The sequence below is a fragment of the Thermomonas sp. genome (genome assembly GCF_029945965.1).
Classification (GTDB): domain Bacteria; phylum Pseudomonadota; class Gammaproteobacteria; order Xanthomonadales; family Xanthomonadaceae; genus Thermomonas.
Genome location: NZ_JAQSDO010000015.1, coordinates 356,404 through 376,462, shown reverse-complemented (window position 1 = coordinate 376,462; position 20,059 = coordinate 356,404). Strand labels below are relative to the sequence as shown.

21 protein-coding genes are annotated in these 20,059 nt (G+C 62.0%); 12 read left to right on the top strand and 9 right to left on the bottom strand.

The window, feature by feature from the left end:
• Nucleotides 1-132: 132 nt before the first annotated feature.
• Complete coding sequence (locus PSV05_RS08115; RefSeq protein WP_300063955.1) at nt 133-1,692, bottom strand: protein adenylyltransferase SelO; 1,560 nt, start codon at nt 1,690-1,692, stop codon at nt 133-135.
• Nucleotides 1,693-1,804: 112 nt separating this feature from the next.
• Here PSV05_RS08115 and PSV05_RS08110 point away from each other — a divergent pair, with 112 nt between their 5' ends.
• The 3 genes from PSV05_RS08110 (at nt 1,805) to PSV05_RS08100 (ending at nt 5,719) form a co-directional block, all read left to right on the top strand.
• Nucleotides 1,805-3,634 carry a DEAD/DEAH box helicase gene (locus PSV05_RS08110; protein ID WP_300063954.1) on the top strand — a complete coding sequence of 610 codons (1,830 nt, stop codon included), beginning with the start codon at nt 1,805-1,807 and terminating at the stop codon, nt 3,632-3,634.
• Nucleotides 3,635-3,768: 134 nt separating this feature from the next.
• Nucleotides 3,769-4,524, top strand: a complete 756-nt coding sequence (locus PSV05_RS08105) for a gamma-glutamyl-gamma-aminobutyrate hydrolase family protein (RefSeq protein ID WP_300063952.1) — start codon at nt 3,769-3,771, stop codon at nt 4,522-4,524.
• Between the two features lie 4 nt (nt 4,525-4,528).
• Nucleotides 4,529-5,719, top strand: a complete 1,191-nt coding sequence (locus PSV05_RS08100) for an NAD(P)/FAD-dependent oxidoreductase (protein ID WP_300063950.1) — start codon at nt 4,529-4,531, stop codon at nt 5,717-5,719.
• Nucleotides 5,720-5,866: 147 nt separating this feature from the next.
• Here PSV05_RS08100 and PSV05_RS08095 read toward each other — a convergent pair whose 3' ends face one another.
• The 3 genes from PSV05_RS08095 to PSV05_RS08085 are packed head-to-tail and all read right to left on the bottom strand — an operon-like array spanning nt 5,867 to nt 7,575.
• Complete coding sequence (locus PSV05_RS08095; RefSeq protein WP_300063948.1) at nt 5,867-6,019, bottom strand: hypothetical protein; 153 nt, start codon at nt 6,017-6,019, stop codon at nt 5,867-5,869.
• Between the two features lie 30 nt (nt 6,020-6,049).
• Nucleotides 6,050-6,799 (bottom strand): sulfurtransferase, encoded by a 750-nt coding sequence (locus PSV05_RS08090; RefSeq protein ID WP_300063946.1) that lies wholly within the window; start codon nt 6,797-6,799, stop codon nt 6,050-6,052.
• Nucleotides 6,796-7,575, bottom strand: coding sequence for an arginine deiminase family protein (locus PSV05_RS08085; RefSeq protein WP_300063932.1), 780 nt, complete (start codon nt 7,573-7,575; stop codon nt 6,796-6,798). The genes PSV05_RS08090 and PSV05_RS08085 overlap by 4 nt, the downstream gene beginning before the upstream one ends.
• A 69-nt stretch (nt 7,576-7,644) precedes the next feature.
• Between PSV05_RS08085 and PSV05_RS08080 the strand changes: the two genes are divergently transcribed.
• On the top strand, nt 7,645-8,895 hold the full coding sequence (locus PSV05_RS08080; protein ID WP_300063930.1) for a TIGR03862 family flavoprotein: 1,251 nt from the start codon (nt 7,645-7,647) through the stop codon (nt 8,893-8,895).
• A gap of 48 nt (nt 8,896-8,943) precedes the next feature.
• On the opposite strand, the gene PSV05_RS08075 is transcribed toward PSV05_RS08080, so the two are convergent.
• Nucleotides 8,944-10,677 (bottom strand): M1 family metallopeptidase, encoded by a 1,734-nt coding sequence (locus tag PSV05_RS08075; RefSeq protein ID WP_300063928.1) that lies wholly within the window; start codon nt 10,675-10,677, stop codon nt 8,944-8,946.
• 235 nt (nt 10,678-10,912) lie between these two features.
• Here PSV05_RS08075 and PSV05_RS08070 point away from each other — a divergent pair, with 235 nt between their 5' ends.
• Complete coding sequence (locus tag PSV05_RS08070) at nt 10,913-12,274, top strand: hypothetical protein (protein ID WP_300063926.1); 1,362 nt, start codon at nt 10,913-10,915, stop codon at nt 12,272-12,274.
• A gap of 58 nt (nt 12,275-12,332) precedes the next feature.
• On the opposite strand, the gene PSV05_RS08065 is transcribed toward PSV05_RS08070, so the two are convergent.
• A complete protein-coding gene (locus tag PSV05_RS08065; RefSeq protein ID WP_300063924.1) occupies nt 12,333-12,596 on the bottom strand; it encodes a DksA/TraR family C4-type zinc finger protein in 264 nt (87 codons plus the stop codon).
• A 223-nt stretch (nt 12,597-12,819) separates the two neighbouring features.
• Here PSV05_RS08065 and PSV05_RS08060 point away from each other — a divergent pair, with 223 nt between their 5' ends.
• Both PSV05_RS08060 and PSV05_RS08055 read left to right on the top strand, forming a co-directional pair.
• Complete coding sequence (locus PSV05_RS08060; RefSeq protein WP_300063922.1) at nt 12,820-13,914, top strand: diguanylate cyclase; 1,095 nt, start codon at nt 12,820-12,822, stop codon at nt 13,912-13,914.
• Between the two features lie 96 nt (nt 13,915-14,010).
• Nucleotides 14,011-14,382 (top strand): OmpA family protein, encoded by a 372-nt coding sequence (locus PSV05_RS08055; protein ID WP_300063920.1) that lies wholly within the window; start codon nt 14,011-14,013, stop codon nt 14,380-14,382.
• A gap of 50 nt (nt 14,383-14,432) precedes the next feature.
• Here PSV05_RS08055 and PSV05_RS08050 read toward each other — a convergent pair whose 3' ends face one another.
• Entirely contained in the window at nt 14,433-14,735 is a 303-nt protein-coding gene (locus tag PSV05_RS08050; protein WP_300063918.1) for a hypothetical protein, read from the bottom strand.
• An 88-nt stretch (nt 14,736-14,823) separates the two neighbouring features.
• Here PSV05_RS08050 and PSV05_RS08045 point away from each other — a divergent pair, with 88 nt between their 5' ends.
• Complete coding sequence (locus PSV05_RS08045; RefSeq protein ID WP_300063916.1) at nt 14,824-15,213, top strand: BlaI/MecI/CopY family transcriptional regulator; 390 nt, start codon at nt 14,824-14,826, stop codon at nt 15,211-15,213.
• Entirely contained in the window at nt 15,206-17,212 is a 2,007-nt protein-coding gene (locus tag PSV05_RS08040; RefSeq protein ID WP_300063914.1) for a M56 family metallopeptidase, read from the top strand. Before PSV05_RS08045 ends, PSV05_RS08040 begins: the two co-directional genes overlap by 8 nt.
• Nucleotides 17,213-17,300: 88 nt before the next feature.
• Here PSV05_RS08040 and PSV05_RS08035 read toward each other — a convergent pair whose 3' ends face one another.
• Complete coding sequence (locus tag PSV05_RS08035; RefSeq protein ID WP_300063912.1) at nt 17,301-17,573, bottom strand: hypothetical protein; 273 nt, start codon at nt 17,571-17,573, stop codon at nt 17,301-17,303.
• A 56-nt stretch (nt 17,574-17,629) separates the two neighbouring features.
• Nucleotides 17,630-17,782, bottom strand: a complete 153-nt coding sequence (locus tag PSV05_RS08030) for a hypothetical protein (protein ID WP_300063910.1) — start codon at nt 17,780-17,782, stop codon at nt 17,630-17,632.
• On the opposite strand from PSV05_RS08030, the gene PSV05_RS08025 reads away from it, so the two are divergent.
• The 3 genes from PSV05_RS08025 to PSV05_RS08015 all read left to right on the top strand — a co-directional run bounded on the left by PSV05_RS08025 (nt 17,781) and on the right by PSV05_RS08015 (nt 19,988).
• Complete coding sequence (locus tag PSV05_RS08025) at nt 17,781-18,533, top strand: TMEM175 family protein (protein WP_300063908.1); 753 nt, start codon at nt 17,781-17,783, stop codon at nt 18,531-18,533. The two genes, PSV05_RS08030 and PSV05_RS08025, sit on opposite strands and share 2 nt — an antisense overlap.
• Nucleotides 18,534-18,728: 195 nt before the next feature.
• Nucleotides 18,729-19,412, top strand: a complete 684-nt coding sequence (locus PSV05_RS08020; RefSeq protein ID WP_300063906.1) for a methyltransferase domain-containing protein — start codon at nt 18,729-18,731, stop codon at nt 19,410-19,412.
• Nucleotides 19,413-19,439: 27 nt separating this feature from the next.
• Nucleotides 19,440-19,988 (top strand): peroxiredoxin, encoded by a 549-nt coding sequence (locus PSV05_RS08015; RefSeq protein WP_300063904.1) that lies wholly within the window; start codon nt 19,440-19,442, stop codon nt 19,986-19,988.
• Nucleotides 19,989-20,059 lie beyond the last annotated feature (71 nt).

The following is a 20,059-nucleotide window of genomic DNA, read 5'->3' as shown; positions in this document are numbered from 1 at the left end:
GCAAGGGCATGGACCAGAAGAAGACCGAAAAGAAGAAACCGGAAAAGTCGCTGAAGGAAAAGCGCGCCGCCAAGAAGGACAAGAAGGGCAAGTAAGCCCTGTCTTATCGATGGCAATGGGGCTCGATGCCGGTCAGGAACTGCAGGACAGCATCGAACAACCCGCCTTCACTTTCGCCCAGTCGGGGCGCTTGGCCGCAAAGGCCTGGTTCCCCGGCTGGTCGTCATATGGCCTGCGCATCACCTCGAGCAATTCGCCGATGCCGGCCATGTCGCCAGCGTAGGCGCGGTCGATTGCCTGCTGCGCCAGCCAGTTGCGCAATACGAATTTCGGATTTGCCTTGCGCATGACCTCACTGCGCACCTCCGCCGACAACGGATCATCCTGCAGCCTTGCTTCGCGGCGTTGCAGCCAATCTGCGAAAGCCGCCTCGCCCGCCACACGCTTGGCGTCATCGTAAAAGGCGTGCTCAAAATCCTGCAGTGATGGCGGAGTTGGCACGGTGTCAGCCAGCGCCCGGAACCACAAGGTCATGTCGACCTCATGCGCATGCAACAAGCCATGCAGGTCCTGAATCAGCTCGACGTCGCCGTCCCGGCATTCAGCCAGGCCCAGTTTCCGCGCGGTGTTGGCGCGTTCGGCCTCTGCGTAGGCATCGGCGAACCGCTGCAGGCCCGACTGCAATGTCTCTTTGTCCTCGAACAAGGGCGACAGCGCCCGCGCCAGCTGGCCAAGGTTCCAGTAGGCGACCCGCGGCTGCCAGCCGAAGCGATAGCGGCGGCCTTGCACGTCGGTGGTGTTCGGGGTCCAGTCAGGATCGTAGTCCTCGACCCAGCCGTACGGGCCGTAATCAATTGTCAGGCCCAGAATCGACATGTTGTCGGTATTGAGCACGCCGTGTACGAAGCCGACCCGCATCCATTCGGCGGCCAATCGCGCTGTGCGTTCGCAGATCTCGCCGAACCAGTCCGCATAGAGCGTCTCGCCATTGCCCTGCAGGTGCGGGAAGTCACGGGCGACGCAGAAATCGGCAAGCCTGCGCAGCAACTCGACATCGCCACGCATCGCCGGCAATTCGAAATGGCCGAAGCGCAGGAACGACGGCGCGACGCGGCACACCACTGCACCGGGTTCGGCCTGCGGATGGCCGTCGTAGAACATGTCGCGGACCACATCCTCGCCAGTGCCAACCAAGCTGAGTGCGCGCGTGGTTGGGATGTCGAGATGGTACATAGCCTCGCTGCACAGGAATTCACGGACCGACGAGCGCAGCACTGCGCGGCCATCGGCGCTACGCGAATACGGAGTCGGTCCCGCACCTTTCAACTGCAGCTCGAGGCGTCGGCCACTGTCCAACACCGCTTCGCCCAGCGAAATCGCGCGCCCGTCGCCAAGCTGGCCCGCCCAGTGGCCAAACTGGTGGCCGCCGTAATTAGTCGCAAATGGCTGCATGCCTGGCAGCAATGCATTGCCGGAGAAGACCTGCGCGAATTCCGGGGATGCGACATCGGTCTCGCTGAAGCCGAGTTCAGCCGCCATTTCACGGGAATGCGCCAGCAGGCGTGGCGCGGCAACGGGTGTCGGTTCGACCGCCGACCACAGCGCAGCCTGCACTTGGCGGGGGAATACGCGGGCCTCGGGATCTCCCGGAAGCGCGCGCAGGAAGGCATTGTCGAACGTCGGAAAGTGCATCAGCCATGGTAGCCCGGCGCACGTTGGAGTCTTCGCCCAAGCCAGCGGGCGTACACTACGCGGTTCAAACCCGCGGCGGTCACGCCCACTAATTGATTCACATGAGACGCATATGAGCGCCGAAGCCACACCCGACATCAAATTTTCCGACCTCGGCCTGCCCGAATCCCTGATGCAAGCCTTGCGCACCGTCGGCTATGAGTCGCCCAGCCCGATCCAGGCTGCGACGATTCCGCCGTTGCTGGCTGGCCGCGACCTGATCGGACAGGCACAGACCGGCACTGGCAAAACTGCTGCCTTCGCCCTACCTGCCCTGGCGCAACTCACTTCCCCGGCCGGCAAGCCACAGGTGCTGGTGCTGGCACCGACCCGCGAACTGGCCATCCAGGTCGCCGAGGCGTTCCAGAAATACGCGACGCATATCCCCGGCTTCCATGTGCTGCCGATCTACGGCGGCCAGAGCTACCAGCCGCAGCTGAGTGCATTGAAGCGCGGCGTGCATGTGGTCGTGGGAACGCCCGGTCGCGTCATCGATCATCTGGAGCGCGGCTCGCTGGACTTGTCCCAGATACGCTGCCTGGTGCTGGACGAAGCCGACGAAATGCTAAGGATGGGCTTCATCGACGATGTCGAGGCCGTGCTGAAGAAGACCCCGGAATCGCGACAGGTTGCCCTGTTCTCGGCCACGATGCCGTCGCAGATCAAGCGCATCGCCCAGACCTACCTGAAGGACCCGGTGGAGATCTCGATCAAGTCGCAGACCGCCACTGCCGAGAACATCCGCCAACGCTTCTGGATGGTCAGCGGGATCAACAAGCTCGACGCACTGACCCGGATTCTGGAAGCCGAACCGTTCGAGGCGATGATCGTGTTCGCGCGAACCAAACTCGGCACCGACGAGTTGGCGGAGAAACTCGCAGCACGAGGGTTCTCGGCTGCCGCGATCAACGGCGACGTCGACCAGAAGATGCGTGAGCGCACCATCCAGCGCCTGAAGGATGGCCAGATCGACATCCTGGTGGCCACCGACGTGGCCGCTCGCGGGCTGGACGTGGACCGCATCAGCCACGTGCTGAACTACGACATCCCGTACGACACCGAAAGCTACGTGCACCGCATCGGCCGCACCGGCCGTGCCGGTCGCAAGGGCGAGGCGATCCTGTTCGTGGCCCCGCGTGAGCGCGGCATGCTGGGCGCGATCGAACGCGCGACCCGACAGAAGATCGAGCAGATGAACCTGCCCAGCGTCGATGCGGTCAACGAGAACCGCGTGGCCAAGTTCCTCGGCAAGATCGAGGGCGCACTGGCGCACGAAGACCTGTCGGTGTTCCGCGACCTGGTGGAACGCTACGAGCGCGAGAAGAACGTGCCGGCGGTGGAGATCGCCGCTGCACTGGCAAAATTGATGCAGGGCAAGACCCCGCTGCTACTGGCCCAGCCGGTGCGCGCGGAGCGCGCGTTCGAGCCGCGCGAGGCGCGGCCTGTCCGTGATCATGGTGAGCGCCCGCAACGCGAACGTACTGAACGTGCACCGCGCGAACATGCCCCCAAGCATGGCGCGCCGGAAGTCGGCATGCGGACTTACCGCATCGATGTCGGTCACCAGCATGGCGTGCAACCGGGCAATATCGTCGGTGCGATCGCCAATGAGGCCGATCTCGAGGCGCGTTTCATCGGCCGCATCGACATTCGCGACGATTTCACCTTGGTCGACCTGCCCGACGGCATGCCAGCGGAACTGCTGGCCCACCTGCAGACCGTACGCGTGGCCAGCAAGCCACTGCGCATGCGAGTGGCCGAGGATGCCGACATCAATGCACCTTCGCGCAAGCGCAGCTTCACTCCGCCGCGTGGCGACCGCCCCGGTGGCCCGCGCAAGCCGGGCGGGTTTAATTCGGGCACGGGCAAGCCCGGCGGGTTCAAGCCGCGTCCGCCGCGCTGAGGCCAGCGGATCTTGTAGAGCGCAGCTTGCTGCGCTTGAAGCGGGGCAAGCCCCGCTCTACGGTTCAACTGCAACGCATACCCATATGCCGGCGTTGATTTCTACATGAGGCACGCTTTTGGCATAGTTCCGCCATGCCCCGCATCCTGGTCTTCCAACACGTCGCCGCCGAACCCCTGGGCACGCTGGATCCGCTGATCCGGCGGCGCGGCCACCGGATCCGCTTCGTCAATCTTGAACGCGAACCGGACGCGCAGCCGCAAGTGGATCGCTATCGCGGCCTGATCGTGCTCGGTGGCCCGATGAACGTCGATGACCAGGCCGAACGCCCGCACCTGCGCACCGAACTACGCGTGATCGAAGCCATGCTCAAGCAAGGCAAGCCGGTCCTCGGCATATGCCTGGGCGCACAACTACTGGCGCATGCACTCGGCGCGCCAGTGCGCCGGCATCCGGTAACGGAAATCGGCTGGCACCGACTGCAACTCACCGATGCCGGTCGCGCCGACCCAGTGCTTGCACCGCTCACGAACGACGCACCGGTATTCCAGTGGCACGGACAAAGCTTCAGCATTCCTGATGGCGCGCAGCACCTGGCCCGCACCGAGACCTGCGAACCACAGGCCTTCCGTTGGGGGACCAATGCGTATGGCTTGCAGTTTCATCTGGAGATGGATGCGCCCTTGATCGAACGCTGGCTGCAGAACCCCCTCTATCGCGAAGAACTTGATGCCTTGCATGGCGAAACCGGCGCGGCCACGATCCAGTCCATGACCAGCGAGCACATTGCCGGCATGCAACAACACGCGGACGCTGTATTCAACGGTTTCCTGGACCTGGTTGGCCGCCCGCAGCGAATTTACACCCTGCCATCGCGTGAATGGGTATGAGCGCGTGACCGGAAATGCGAACTTCGATGCAATCGTCATCGGCGCTGGCGCAGCCGGTTTGATGTGCGCCATCACCGCTGGCCGCCGCGGCAAGCGCGTGCTGATGCTGGACCACGCCAACAAGGTCGGCAAGAAGATCCTGATGTCCGGCGGCGGGCGCTGCAATTTCACCAATACCGGCACCACGCCGGACAATTTCCTGTCGGCGAATCCGCATTTCTGCAAGTCAGCGCTGGCGCGCTTCACACCGTGGCATTTCATCGAACTGGTGGAACGGCACGGCATTGCCTGGCACGAGAAGGAACTTGGCCAGCTGTTCTGCGACGAATCGTCGAAGCAGATCGTGAAACTCTTCCTGGACGAATGCGCTGCGGCCGGCGTCGAAGTGCGCACGCATTGCAGCATTGAACGCGTTACCCAACCCGATGCCGGTGGCTTCAAGCTGCACACCTCGCAAGGCACGTTCGATACGGATGCAGTGGTAGTCGCTAGCGGCGGTTTGTCGATTCCGAGCATGGGCGCCAGCGGCTTCGGCTACGCGCTTGCGAAACAGTTCGGCCATGAAGTGTTGCCGACCCGCGCCGGGCTGGTGCCGCTGACCCTCACCGGCAAGCATGCTGAGCGCATGCAGGACTTGGCGGGAGTGTCGTTGCCGATCGAGGCGCGCTGCAACGGCACGAGTTTTCGCAACTTCATGCTGGTCACCCATCGTGGGATCAGCGGGCCGTCGATCCTGCAGATCTCGAGTTTCTGGCAACCCGGTGATGACCTGCGCCTGGATCTGCTTCCCGGGCACGATATCGACGCGTTATTTCGCGAATGGCAGCAAAGCCGGCGCGACGCGGAGCTGAGAACGCTGCTCGGCGAAGTCCTGCCCAAGCGCTTTGCACAACGATTGTGCGAACACTGGATCACCAACAAATCGCTGCGGCAATACAACGATCCGGAACTTCGCGGGATCAAGGAACTGTTGTCGTCATGGCCACTTATCGCAAGCGGCACCGAGGGCTATAGAACGGCTGAAGTGACACTGGGCGGCGTGGATACAGACAGCCTGTCATCGACCACGATGATGTCGCGCCATGTGCCGGGCCTGTATTTCATCGGCGAAGTAGTCGATGTCACCGGCTGGCTTGGCGGCTACAACTTTCAGTGGGCGTGGGCGTCAGGCCACGCCGCCGGCAGCGCGCTTTAACTGGACTGACACGTACCACGAATCAGCACAGCGGCGAGAGCGTCGGGTGTTCGCGTAGCGGCATTTCGAGCCGCGTAGCGAACGCGCGTCGCTAGGCGCCGGGACCCCGCGCAAACACGCTCACAGCGGCCCACCGAAATCAAAGCATCAGAAAAGCTTCGGAAGTCCGAGATACGGCGCCAGGAACCAATACGCAACGCCAAGCACAGCCAGCCAAACCGCAAGCTTGAACGCCGCGCCGACCACCTTGATGGCCAGCCAGGTGCCGAGGATGATCGCGATAATCGCAATCCAGCTCATGCACGGGTTCCTTGCCGAAATGCCACGAACTCAAGCAGTCGCATGGTTATCCACCAATGGCTGTAACGAAGAATCCAGCGCCACCCGCTCGTCGAACACGAAGCAACGGCCGTCGTAGCCGAAGCCACCGACCTGTTCGAAATACCCAAGGATGCCGCCGTCCAGCTGCAGCAGGTTGTCCATGCCGTCATGGCGCAGCCACAACGCGGCTTTCTCACAGCGGATGCCGCCGGTGCAGAAACTCACCACCGTTGAATCACGCAGTGTTTCGCGATGCAACGCGAGCGCGGCTGGCAACTCGGTGAAATTGTCGATTGGCAACGTCAACGCACTGGTAAAACTGCCGAAAGTGACCTCCTCGCGGTTGCGGGTATCCAGTAACACCAGTGGCTTGCCGGCATCGTCATGGCCTTGTTCGATCCAGCGCACCAAGGTAGCTGGATCCACCGATGGTGCACGCTCGCGATCAAGCGGCACGGCAGCATCGCGACGGAACGCGATGATCTCGTCCTTGCGCTTCACCTTCAGTCGCGCGAAGGGCAGCGTCTCGCTCCAGCTTTCCTTGGTTTTTATGCCAGAAAATCGCGCATCGTCCCGCAGCCAGTCGAGGAACCCGCGCAACGGCGCTTCACCGCCAGCCAGGAACAGGTTGATGCCTTCTGGTGCCACCAGCACGCTACCGCGCAGTGCAGCGGCCTCTGCCTGCTCGCGAATCCGAATCGCCAGGCCATCGGCATCGTCAATGCCGACGAACAGATAGGCGGCGATATTCAGGATCATGCAGGTGTCGAGGTGCGCAGCAGCAGGCTGCAGCAGGTCACGGCGCCCTCGGCCTTCTGCAATTCGGACACATCGACAGTGGTGACGTGGATGCCTTGCGCCCGCAACCGCGCAAGGGTCTTCGGGAAACAATCCGGATAGAGAATTGCGTTGCCGACGCGCACCGCGTTCGCCGCGTGCTCCTCGTCGGGATCGACCTCGAGCATCCGGAAGCTGGCAAACGGCGAAGCGTCCGCCAGCCAGGCAGGATTCACCAGTAGCATGTCGTCGGCGACCTGGGTCACCGCCGATTTCAGATGCAGGCATTCACGGGTTGCAACGCCTTCCACCGTGTAGCCATGTGGGGCGAGCAATTTGCGTAGCTGCGCCCTGCCCGCCTCGTTACTGCGCGCGGAGATACCCACGAACACACGCTTGCCAATGCGCAATACGTCGCCGCCATCCAGCGTGCCATGGGCCTGTATTCGCGACAGTGGCCGCAAACTGCCAAGCACTTCATGCACCGCATCGCCTTCGCCACGGCGGGATTTGGCGCCAGGACGGGTCGCGATGGCGACCTCGTCGAACACCAGAGCCACGTCCTCGACGAACACTGAGTCCGGATAGCCCGGCAGCGCTGGAAGCTCGATGACGTCGCAACCCAGCGATTCAAGCGCACGGCAATAGGCCGCGTGCTGCCGGCGCGCAAGCGCGATATCAATCGGATTGCGCGGCACGAACGAGAGTTCACATCCGGCCAGCGCAGGGCTGACTTCACGGGTAATGGCGGTCCACATGGCCTCATTGTACGGATGTGGTCCAACCCGGGCATCGGCATTCGCGGCCAGCCGTGGAATCATGTGCAGATGCCTGTCACGCAAACCACTTCCAAACGCCTCGCCATTGTCGGCGGCGGCCCAGCCGGCCTGATGGCCGCCGAGGTCGCGAGTAAAGCGGGCCTGGCGGTGGATCTGTTTGATGCGAAAGGCTCCGTCGGTCGCAAGTTCCTGATCGCCGGCAAGGGCGGGCTGAACCTGACCCATTCCGAAACGCGTCCCGGCTTCGATGCGCGCTATCGCGAACGCGCTGCCGAGGTCGGGCGCTGGCTGGACGATTTCAATGGCGATGCCCTGCGCGAATGGGCACGCGGATTCGGCATCGAGACCTATGTCGGAAGCTCAGGCCGGGTGTTCCCGATGGACCGCAAGGCTGCACCATTGCTGCGCAGCTGGGTACGGCGATTGCGCGAATCCGGCGTCACATTCCATGTCCAGCATCGCTGGCTGGGCTGGAGTGAAAACGGCGACCTGCGTTTCGCTACGGCGGACGGCGAGCGATGCGTTGCCGCCGATGCGGTGGTGCTGGCGATGGGCGGTGGCAGTTGGCCGGAGCTGGGCTCCGATGGCGCATGGGTCGAGGCGTTGACCGAACACGGCATCGATGTCTCCCCGCTGCAACCGGCCAACTGCGGCTTCGACATCGGCTGGAGCACACATCTTGCACAGCGCCATGCTGGCGCGCCGCTGAAACCGGTGGTCGCGCATTGGCGCGATGCGAAGGGCATCGAACATTCCCAGCAGGGTGAATGCGTCATCACTGCAACCGGCATCGAAGGCAGTTTGATCTATGCGCTATCCGCAGACCTGCGCGATGCAATCGCTCGTCATGGCGAAGCCAGGCTCACCCTCGACCTGGTGCCGGGCCGCGAACTGGAACGACTGCAACGCGACCTCGGCAAGCCACGCAACGGCCGTAGCTTGAGCGAATACCTGCGGCGGCAGGCCGGCCTTACCGGCGTCAAAACTGCCTTGCTGCTTGAAATATTGAACAAGGATGAGTTACACGACATGTCGCACGTGGCTACGACGTTGAAGCGATTGCCATTGCGTCTGACTGCAGCTCGACCGATTGCGGAAGTGATCTCAAGCGCCGGTGGCGTGCGCCTGGGAACATTGGACGATGGCCTGATGCTGCGCAAATTACCTGGCGTGTTTTGCGCGGGCGAGATGCTGGACTGGGAAGCTCCAACCGGTGGCTACCTGCTTACAGCATGCTTTGCCAGCGGCCTGCGCGCGGGGTCTGCAGCGGTGCGGTGGCTTGAAAAGGGGTCAGAGTGAAGTTTCCTGACTGAGATCAGTAATAGTCGAGCAATTCCTGCAGGAAATTCACTCTGACCCCTTTTCAGCTTTCGCGGCAGCCGCTTTGGCTCGTTCAGCAGTATCGCGTTGCATGACCTGGATTTCCGGCGCATCGCGGAGCACGCGCGAATGCGGATCCAGGGTCCAGCTCTCGTCGGCTGCAATCGCGGTTTCGCCGTGACCACCCACCATCGCCAGGTCAACGACCCGGTCGCCAACCCGCACCTGCACCGGCAACGGGAACGGCTTGTCGCCCGGCGCTTCCCAGTGCACGCGCAGGACTTTTCCATCGCGTTGCGCAAGCAGCTTCGGCATTGCCGACTGGCGCAGGTAGACGTCGAAGAACCAGTTCCAGTCGCGCCCGGTCACCTGGTTGACGATGGCGATGTAATCGGACGTGGTCGCATAACGCGGGTGGAAATTACCCGGCTTCGGGTCGGACCGCCCATAGACCAGTTCACGCACGGTCTTCAGGAACGCCTTGTCGCCAATCTGGTTGCGCAGTGTGTGCAGGATCCACGCACCCTTGAAATAAATATCGTCACCGGGATTGATCGCTTCGGCTGCCGGATCACCTTGCGGGCGGCTGTGGCCGCTAATCATCGGAAACTGCTGGCGGATCATTGCGCGCTGCCGCAGCATCTCGGCAAAGTAATTGGCGTCGCCCCGAAGCCATTGCAGGTATAGCGGCTGCATGTACATGCCGAAGCCTTCATGCAGCCACAGATCACCCCAGTCGGCATTGGTCACCTGGTTGCCGAACCACTCATGCGACAACTCGTGGTGCAGCAGCCAGTCGTAACCGTTCACATCTTTTTTATAACCATTTCCATAAGCATTGATCGTCTGGTGTTCCATGCCCAAGTGCGGGGTCTCGACCACACCCATTTTTTCGTCGCCCCACGGGTATGGGCCCACGGTTTCCTCGAAGAAATCCAGCATCGGGGTGAATTCTGCGAACAGGCCGTGCGCCTTGGCTTCATTGCCTTTCAGATACCAGAAGCGCATCGGAATGATGTTGCCAAAGCGCGAGTGATAATCCGCCTGTAGCAGTTCGTACGGCCCGATGTTGAGTGCGATCGCATAGGTGTCAGGATTGCGCGCGCTCCAGTGGTAGATGCGCCAGCCGTCTTTCTCGTCCATGCCCTTGGCGATGCCGTTGCCTGCAGCCACCAGCGGCGCCGGCACCGTGATGTGCTGGTCTACCCGCAGTGGCTCACCCATGGGATGGTCGATGCACGGCCACAGCAAGTCGCAACCTTCGCCCTCCACGGCGGTTGCGATCCATGGCTCGCCGGTTGGCGCCTTCGCCCAGACGATGCCGCCATCCCAAGGCGCGCGTTTGGCTTCATGCGGTGAGCCGGCATAGCGAATGCGCAGCACTGTCCGGCTACCTGCGACCAATGGCTTGGGCAGATCGACGCTCATCCGCCCTTCCGGGTTGCGCCATGCGCCCTGGGCAATCGCAACGCCATCGACTTCGACCAGGTCGATCCTGTAATTGCGATCCAGGTCCACTACCAGCCGCGAGATCGGCTTGGTGGCAAGGAAGGTCAGTGTTGCATCGCCGTCCAGCCATTTGCGCGCAGGATCGACCTTGAAGGAGAGGTCCGCCAGTTCGAAGCTGACCGCTTCCTGCTCCGGCGCCCGCGGCAAGCCACTTGCCAGGGTGGTCGCAGTCAAGGGCGGCTGGTCCGCAGCCGGTACCGCGAACGCGGTGAAGGCGAGTGCAGACGCGAGCAGTTGGAGGAACAGCTTCATGTCGAATCCCCTGGAAAGAGACGCGAGCATCGCATATCAGATTCCTGCCCGACCCTGACTCTGTCACGCCATAAAATGGGGGAGAACCCTTCCAATGGCTGCGAAGAAAACTGAATACGCGCTTTCGGATATCTGGCCGATTGGTCGTCACCGGTGAAATCTCAGCATCGATTCATCCACCCAACCGTTAACTGACAGTGAGGCGCGCGAATGGTTCGCGCCGCAGGAGAACGAAATGACCCGCATGTCCACCCGTACCCTGACCACGGCCGTGCTGGGCGCCCTGCTCGCCCTTGGCGGCACCGCGCCAGCATTCGCGCAGCGCCATACGGATACCGATGCTGACCAGCAAAAATCTGGCAAGCAAAAGCGAAACGAAGAACGCCAACAGGCGCCAGAACGCGAGCAGTCACCCCAGCGCGTCGAATCACAACAGACGCAGCAACGCCCAATAGCAAGACCGGTACCGGAACGAAATGAAAACTGGGGCGATCAGGCACGGCAGCAGGCCGAACGTCGTGCGCAGCAAACGGATCAGGCGCCGGATCGCCGCGAACAGATGGCGGAGCGCATGCAACAGCAGCGTCAGCAGCAAGCCGAGCGCCAGTCGCAACAACGCGATGACGCGTCACAGCGCATGGCGGAACAGCGTGCGCAGGACGAACGCCGCAACAATGCCCAGCAGCAGCAAGCCGAGCGCCAGTCGCAACAACGCGATGACGTGTCACGGCGCATGGCGGAACAGCGTGCGCAGGACGAACGCCGCAACAACGACCAGCGGCAGCAGCAGGCCGAACGCGATGCACCTGACCGTGCGAAGATCAGCCAGCGCGTGGCCGACCAACAGCGTGCGCGGAATGACCGTAACGACAACCGTGGCCAGGATTGGCGCAATAATCCGGATAGTCGGAACAATGATCGCAGCAGCAACAACCTTGGCGACAACCGTGGCGAAAACGGGCGCGACCATCGCAATGACGACTCCCACGACCGGCTACCACGCGACCAGCAGCGCCGGCTGATCGACCAGCAGCGCAATCATGCGATCAGCTGGCAACGCGATGAGGGCGCGCGTCGCTCGCAGATCGAACAGCGCTCTCGCGAGCTAGAACGGCAACGGCGTCATTCGCAATCTCGCTACCAAAGAGACTATTACCGCCGCTGGCTGGCGCAGCAGTCGCGCTGGAATGCATCACGCCATGACTACTACAACGATCCCTACTACTACACAGCATCCAACTATCGCTATGGTTATGGCGGCAACTCGTACAACACCAACCAGTACGGTGCACAACTCCTGCAGCGCGCCGTGCGTGATGGTTATCAGGAAGGCTATTACGCGGGCCGAGCCGACCGCCAGGACAGCTGGCGCTTCGACTATCGCAACAGCTATGGATATGTCGATGGGAGCTACGGGTACAACGGTTACTACGTCAGCCAGAACGATTATCGTTACTACTTCCGCCAAGGCTTCCAGCGCGGCTACAACGATGCCTACTACGGCCGTAACCAGTACGGTCGCTACGACAGCAGCAACGGGCTGGCGATCATCCTTCCGGTCATCCTCAGCGCAGTCCTGGGCTTCCGGAGCTACTGATCCCGATCAGTTGTGCACTTCAACGCCCGGCCATTGGCCGGGCGTTTCGTTTTCGGGTTCATCGCAATTGGCTGTCCTTGCTGCCACGGCGGTTGTAACCGCTCGAGTCCGCCTCGCGGTCATGCGCTTCCTGGCAGGGCACGCACAGCCGTACGCCCGACATCGCCTTGCGGCGCGCTTCCGGGATCGGGCTGTCGCACTCTTCGCAACGCTCCAGGCCAGGACCACTGGGCAGCTTGCTGCGCGCGCGCTTGATGCCGTCCTTGACCGTGGCGTCAATCTGGTCCTGTACCGCACCATCGCCAGCCCAACCAGTTGCCATCAGCCTTCCTCCCGGTCGCGGAACCTGGATTCGAGGATTAGAGGCAACAGATGGCACGATCTTTGCTTGGACATATCTCTATAGGTATGAATGGGTGCAGGAAATCGCTGATGACGATGGCATTACTCATGCAACTGGGCAAGGCATCTAGCAGGCAATTGCACGAAGTCAGCTGCCCGGGCGCATGCCATCAGCGCCACAACCATCCACAGGGTTCGGTCACATGAGCATACGAGCGGCTGCCACGGAAACAACCCCGGCCAGCCCGATCCACCTGCAAACACTCCCAAAGCGGGTCTATCGATTCCGCACCCTGGGAATGGGCCTGGGATTCTTGCCGATTTCCGCGGTGCTCATCGAACTGGACGCATCGTGGCCAGCTTGGACCTGGGCCGCCTTTTGTTGCCTGCTGTGGCCACACCTGGCCTACCAGCTGGCATCCCGCAACGCCGATCCGTTCCACGCCGAGCTTCGCAACCTGACCATCGATTCCGCGCTTGCCGGCAGCCTGGTGTCATTGATGCACTTCAACCTGCTGCCCTCGGTGGTGCTGTTGACCGTGGTCAGCGCCGACAAGATCAATACCGGCGTGCGCGGCCTGTGGTTGCGCTCGCTGCCCGGGATGTTGATTGGCATGCTCGCCGTGGGGATCCTGACTGGATTTTCGATGCAGCCAGCGACCAGCACCACGGTTCTGCTGGCAAGCCTGCCGATCCTGATCATCCATACACTGGCGGTCAGCTTGAGCAGTTACCAGTTGATCCGCAAAGTGCAGTCCCAGAACATGCGTCTGGACGAACTCAGCCGCGTGGACACATTGACTGGACTTGAAAGCCGCGGGCACTGGCAGGAACAGGTCAGCCTGCTGTTGGCCAGCCACTTGGCTGGCACCGCACAAGCCAGCATGCTGCTGATCGACGTGGACCGATTCAAGCAGATCAACGACCACCATGGCCATGCCATGGGCGATGACGTGCTGCGCGCGATTGCCATCGCCATCGAAGCGGCGCTGCCGCCTGGCAGCCATGCCGGGCGCATCGGCGGCGATGAATTCGCGGTCGCGGTTCCCGTCGATGAACAGTCGGCGAGGCAGATCGCAAGCACTATCCTTGCCCGGGTGGAAGCACTGCAATTTGCGCGGATTCCACCACTGCGCTGTTCGGTCAGCATCGGCATCGCCGAGCCCATCTGCGGTGATCACAGCCTGCGTGCATGGCTCGAAGCAGCGGACCACGCGCTGTACCGGGCCAAGGCGGCTGGGCGCAATCGCATTGCCAGCCGCGAGACAACGCGGCTGCGCACACCAGTTCACGCATGACCCATATGCAGGCCCCGCCCAGCCTGACCGGTGGCCACGAATCCACGCCTTCTGCATATATTTCAGGTATCCGTGCTGATTCCCGTGGGAAGCCGCATGAACGCGAACACCGCGCTTGCCCTGGACGCGAATGGCCACGTGGCCCTGCAGGTCAATTTCGATGTCGACAAAGCTACCCTGCGCCCGGATGCCACCGCCGTCCTCGACGAGATCAGCGCGTTGCTACTTGCCAACCCGTCACTGCGATCGTCGATCGACGGTCATACCGACAGCACCGGTAGCACCGAACACAACCGGACCTTGTGCGGCGAACGCGCGGCAGCCGTGGTCGCGGCACTGGTCGGCAAGGGCATCGATGCCACGCGCCTGAAGTCACAGGGATTCGGCCCGGACGAACCCGTGGCCGATAACACCACTGAAATCGGACGCGCGCTGAATCGAAGGGTCGAGCTGGTCAAGCTGGACTGATCGGACGTTGTTGCTTACGGGGCCGATCAGGTAACCAGCATTGATATCGCTCAGATGAAGCTTGCATAGTCGGCCAGGCGCAGGCGTTCGATGGCAGGCACCCAGCAATCTTCGGCAGGATGCCCAACCACCAATAGCAGATAGGGCATTTCGTTTTTCGGACGACCAAGGATGTCGTTGAGGAAGGCCATCGGGCTGGGCGTATGCGTCAGTGTAGCCAGACCCGCCAGGTGCAGCGCTGCGATCAGCATGCCGCAGGCGATACCGGTCGACTCATGCGGGTAATAGCGCTTCTGTTTCAATCCGGTGATGGCTTGTCGCCATCCTGCCATGCCGTTTCCGATCCGCAACATGCACGAATTGCATCTAGACATTTTTATCTAGACAAAGTGTTCTACACCAATTAGAGTTGCTTCCACGCTCCAGCCAGACCCCAATGTAATGACCAATAGCAAGCGCCTTCCAAAGCCCACGCCCGCCGAACTCGACCTGCTGCGCACGCTCTGGCAGTTAGGGCCGGCCTCGGTCAAGCAGGTGCATGAAGCCAAGCAATCCGAACGCCCCGACCTGCCTCATGCCAGCGTGCTGCGACTGATGCAGATCATGCATGGCAAGGGCCTGCTCAAGCGCGATGAAAGCCAGCGCTCGCACGTATATGCCGCTGCGCAACCGCAGAAGACGCTGCAGACGCGACTGATGGATGACCTGATCCACAAGGCATTTGCCGGCTCCGGCCGCGACCTGGTGATGGCGGCGCTGCGCAGCCAGCGCGTCAGCGACGACGAACGTGCCGAGATCCAGCGATTCCTCGAGGAGACCCGCGATGACTGACCTGCCCACTATGCTGGTTACGGCGCTGGCACTGGCCCTGTTGCATTTCCTCTGGCAAGGCGCGCTGGCCGGCCTGCTGGCCTGGCTGGGGCTGTTGCTGTTGCGCAACGCCCGGCCGCAGGCGCGCTATGCCGTCGCCTGCCTTGCCCTGCTGGCCTGTGCATTGCTTCCAGTCATCGACCTGATGCTTGGCCTGCGCGGCAGTGGGCTGGCGTTGTCATCAATTTCTGCATCACCCGGATCCGCAACAGCCCCCTTCGCAGTCACGCCCGCCTCGCTCATGTTCGATGCCGGCATGCTGCAAACAACATCGGGCAATGGCCTCGCATGGATCGTGGCGTTCTGGGCTGCAGGCGCGGGCCTGTTGTCGCTGCGCATGACGCTGGGCGTGCTGTGGGTGCGCCGCCTGTGCGGCGATTCGATTTCAGATGCAGGCCAGCAATGGCAGGCCTGCGTGGATCGCCTGGCGAAGAAATTCGGCATCCCTCGCACGATCAGCCTGCGCATCGTCGAAACCGGCGACAGCCCGGTCTCGGCCGGCTGGTGGCGCCCTGTCGTATTGCTGCCAGCTGCGGTCGTGGCGCGGCTTCCTGCTGATCTGCTGGAAGCCCTGATCGCCCACGAGCTTGCCCACATTCGTCGTCACGACTACCTGGTCAACCTGCTGCAGTCCGCAGTGGAAGCGATGCTGTTCTACCACCCCGTGGTGTGGTGGTTGTCGCACCGCATCCGCGTCGAACGCGAACTGGTCGCCGACGACCTCGCCGCAGATGTCCTGGGCGAACGCCGCCGCCTTGCGATTGCCCTGTCCGAACTCGATCGCGTCTCCTGCACGCGCTCGCCCTTCCCGCATTCCCAACTTGCGCAAGCCGCGCATGGAGGCCACCTGATGTCCCGCATCCAGCAATTGCTTCGCCCGCAGCGCCGCAGTATTGGCTCTACCCTCACATTCCCCCTGCTTGGACTCCTCGCTGCAGGGATGGCGTTTTACGCTCACGCCGGTTACCAGCCTCAAAACAATACTCGCGCGCACGCGGAAGCGACACCCGAAGTGCAAGCGCGTCCTGCGACAAGGCCAGTGACGCCACAGGCGAACATGGAAGCGACTTCTGCGACATCGTTACCTTCGCCTCCACCACCGCCCGCGCCGCCCGCGCCACCCGCACCGCCGCCACCTCCAGCAATGTCGGCGCCGCCCGCACTTCCCCCACCTCCACCACCCATGCGGCATAGGCAGGACACGCTTGCCATGCATGAGAATCCCAGGGAAGGCAGCTATGCCTTGGTCCGCAAGGGACGCGAAGGTTTTTCAATGAGCGGAACGAATGATGATGCCGATGCCATACGCCTCGCACGGCGCAGCATCGATGCCGACTTCATCTGGCTGCGGCGCGATGGCAAGGCCTTCGTGATTCGCGACGCCGCCGTACTGGCGCGCGTGGAAAAGTCCTGGCAGGCAACCGATGCACTCAGTGCACGAATGGATGTGCTCACCGCGCGGATGCAGCCGCACCAGAAAAAGATGGAAGCCCTGCAGAAACGCATGGAACATGCACAGAAGAAGGCGGTAGAACCCGCGGCCATGCATGAGTCGCAGCTGCAGATTCAAGCCTTCAGCCGACAGATGGAGTCACTGGTCCAGCGGCAACAGGTTCTGGCCCGGCAGATGCCCAATGGCAACGATGCACAACGCGATGAACTTTCACGCAAGATGGATGCGCTGAACCTCGAACAGGATGGGCTGGCGAAGCAGATGGACCAGCAAGCACGGTTAATTGACGCAGCGAGTCGCGAGCTTGAACGCATGCATGCACCGATGGAAGCAATTGGCGAGGAAATGCAGGCCGCCGCGCAACCGATTGAGGCCATCGGCAATGACATGGAAACGTTGGGTGGGCAGATCGAACGGGAAGCAAACATCGCGGATCGCGAGGTGCGCAACGTCATCCAGGATGCCGTGCAACATGGCCTGGCCGTGCCAGCACCTAGCCGCCGGTGAACCAGTGGTCGTTGAGTCCATAGAACGAAATCGTTGAATCGGATTCCTGTGTTGCTCGCACGCCGCAACTATATGCGGCGTGCGGCGGTCAGGAATGCAACGCAATCAGCGAGACCCGCAGGCTGGCATCTTCGAGAAACTGGCGCAGGCGTCGTTCCACTTGCGGCAGATCATGGATCTGCTGAGGTCCATACAACGAGTAGATCGGCCGATCAACTGCACCAAGCCCACCCGGAACATGCCGGCTGACCGCAACTTTCGAGGTCTGGCAGGCACGTGCCCACAAGGCCTGCAACGCAGTAGGGCTGATGCTCTGGTCGTTGCCCAACGTGAACTTGAACAACTCGATCTGGGAATTCATCCGCATACTCATGTCGGGCATTCGAGTATGCGCGCTTTTACCTGACTCGACCGACGTCATGCGGCGCGCTTCGTGAACACAGCACGCAAATGCGACTGGAACCGGTCATTCTTGCCTGCAGGACAATAGGCGATGCGCAAACAACCAGCATCCTGAAAAGGCAAGCCTTCGCACGTACCATGCACGCCTTCCCTATCGTGCACGCCCATGTCATTGCATCCTGCACAGAACCCCATAGCCACGAAGTCCGCAAAGCCTGCACTGCTGGATCGTGGCGAAAGCACCACGCGCGTCGAGGCCTTCGTGGATGCCGCATTCGCGTTCGCACTGACCTTGCTGCTGATCGCCGGCGACCAGATTCCCTCCAGCGTGCATGCACTGGTCGAGGCGATGAAGGGGTTGCCAGCATCTGCCCTCAGTTTCATGCTGATCCTGAAGTTCTGGAGCGGACACGTCAGGTGGACCAAGCGCTATGGACTGGATGACGTGCTGACCAACCGGCTCAGCCTGTTGCTGGTGTTCCTGGTGCTGATCTTCGTGTATCCGATGCGGATGGTGTTCGAGGTGCTATGCAATTCGCTGAGCCGTGGCTATCTGCCGGCGACCTTCAGCCCTGTGATTATCGACATCCCGGCGCTGTTCATCGTATTCGGATTCGCATTTGGTTCTTTGAGCTTGGTGATGTGTTGGCTCTACCTGCACGCTTGGCGGCAACGCGATGCATTGCGACTGAGTGAGGCAGAACGCATCCACACCCGCATCGATGGGTTGAACTGGCTGCTGGCCACGGTGGTCGCCGTGATCTCCATCATCTCCGCCCTGCTGATCCCCGCAACCCCGCGAAGCGGCTGGTGGATTGGTTTTCCAGGCTTCCTGTATTTCAGCCTCAACATTACCGCTACGTTGATGCACAGGCATGCCGACAGACTGGTCGCACGCTTGCCGCAAGCCGGGGGTTGAATAAAAAAATATTATTTCGGGAAATTTCCGCAACCGGATTCACGGGCGGCGTGTTGCCACTGGGTTAAAGTGCGGGCCAGCACTACGCCAGCAACCTACCGGCGCCGCGCGTCTCGCGTGACCGCACCTGTCGCCCGCCTCGCTTACCTTCATGCGTCATCGCCCGTTCGCGGGCGACGCTCCCCAGGAAGCGCCGTGCCCGGTTACGACACCCGCGTTATCACTGTCCACGTCGGTGGACACCCCTACACGCTGCGCGTACTCAGCGACCGTCAACAGTTCGCCGATCCGGACGGACATGGCAAGCAGATGGGCATTTCGTCCGCGCAATGGAGCCTGTTCGGCCAGCTGTGGCCAGCCGGGCGCCTGTTGGCACAGGCAATGCTGCATATCGACATCCAGGGCAAGCGCATCCTCGAACTTGGCTGTGGCATTGGCTTGGCCAGCCTGGTGTTGCAGCGACGCGGCGCAGATATCGTCGCTTCCGACCTGCATCCGCTGGCCGAACCGTTCCTGGCCTACAACGCCGCGCTGAACCAATTGCCTGCCGTGCACTTCCGGCAGATGCACTGGAACCGCCCGCTGCCGACATTGGGCGAATTCGACATGATCGTGGCCAGCGACGTGCTGTACGAACGCGACCACGCATCCCTGCTGGCAAGCGTGGTCGAACGCCACGCGCTCCCATCCGCCCAAGTGGTCGTAACCGATCCCGGCCGCGGCAACAGCGCACCGTTCACCCGCATGCTGGCGATGCAGGGATTTGAAATGACCCAGGAGCGCTGCGCGATGGACGACGACGATGCCGGACTCGGACGCGGCAACATCCTGCGTTACCAGCGGAGCAGCCTCGCCGCCGCAACGGGATCGGTTGTATAACGAACTCCTTCCATCGGAGTAGCCCCAATGAGCCTGACCCGCAACCTGGCCACCCTCGGCCTGATCGGCACCCTCGCCTTCGCATCCACCGCCATTGCCGCACTGAAAGTGGGGGCAAAGGCGCCGGACTTCAGCGCACCTGCCTATCTCGCCGGACAACCCTTCACCTTCAACCTCACCGACGCGCTGAAGAAAGGTCCGGTCGTGGTCTACTTTTTCCCGGCGGCGCATACCTCCGGCTGCAACGTCGAAGCCCATCTGTTTTCCGAGGCCATCGACAAGTTCAAGGCGCAGCACGCCACGGTAATCGGGGTCACCGCGGGTAACCTCGATGAACTGGCGGACTTCTCGAAGGAAACCGAACATTGCGGTGGCAAGTTCGCGGTAGCGGCCGACAGCGGCGCCAAGATTGCCAAGCAATACGACGCGCTGCTTAAGCTCAAGCCAGGCTGGTCGGACCGAACCTCCTATGTTATTGCCCAGGATGGAACGGTCGCGCATGCCTACTCGGCAATGAGTCCGAACCAGCACGTCAAGGAAACCCTGGACGCGTTAAGCGCGTTGGCGAAGAAGTAGCCTCCCGCCACGGATCGCCTTGCCTAGCGGCTGTTGGCCTAACCCATCCGGGGGCGGACAAGCCGGTACGG